This window comes from Salmonella sp. SAL4457 (genome assembly GCF_046548235.1).
GTDB lineage: Bacteria > Pseudomonadota > Gammaproteobacteria > Enterobacterales > Enterobacteriaceae > Salmonella > Salmonella enterica.
In genome coordinates, this window is record NZ_JBGDZO010001264.1 from 1 (window position 1) to 239 (window position 239).

The following is a 239-nucleotide window of genomic DNA, read 5'->3' on the forward strand; positions in this document are numbered from 1 at the left end:
GGCGCACACCGGCAGCAGTCGGCGGTGCTCGGCACCCACCAGCAGGCGCGCGGCGTGCGGCAGCATGAGACCGACGAAGCCGATGGCGCCGCTCACCGAGACCAGCACGCCGGTCAGCAGCGAGCAGCAGATGAAGACCCACAGGCGTACGCGACGGGCGTCCATGCCGAGGGTCACGGCGGTCTGTTCGCCGGCCATCAGCGCGTTCAGCGCACGGCCCAGCCCGAGCAGTTCCAGCA

At 71.5% G+C, this 239-nt stretch carries 1 protein-coding gene; it reads right to left on the minus strand.

Annotated features, from left to right (window positions below; translation table 11 throughout):
* Positions 1 to 239, minus strand: a 239-nt coding sequence (locus ACLJNW_RS28250; RefSeq protein ID WP_410961949.1) for an iron chelate uptake ABC transporter family permease subunit, incomplete at both ends; no start/stop codon positions are given.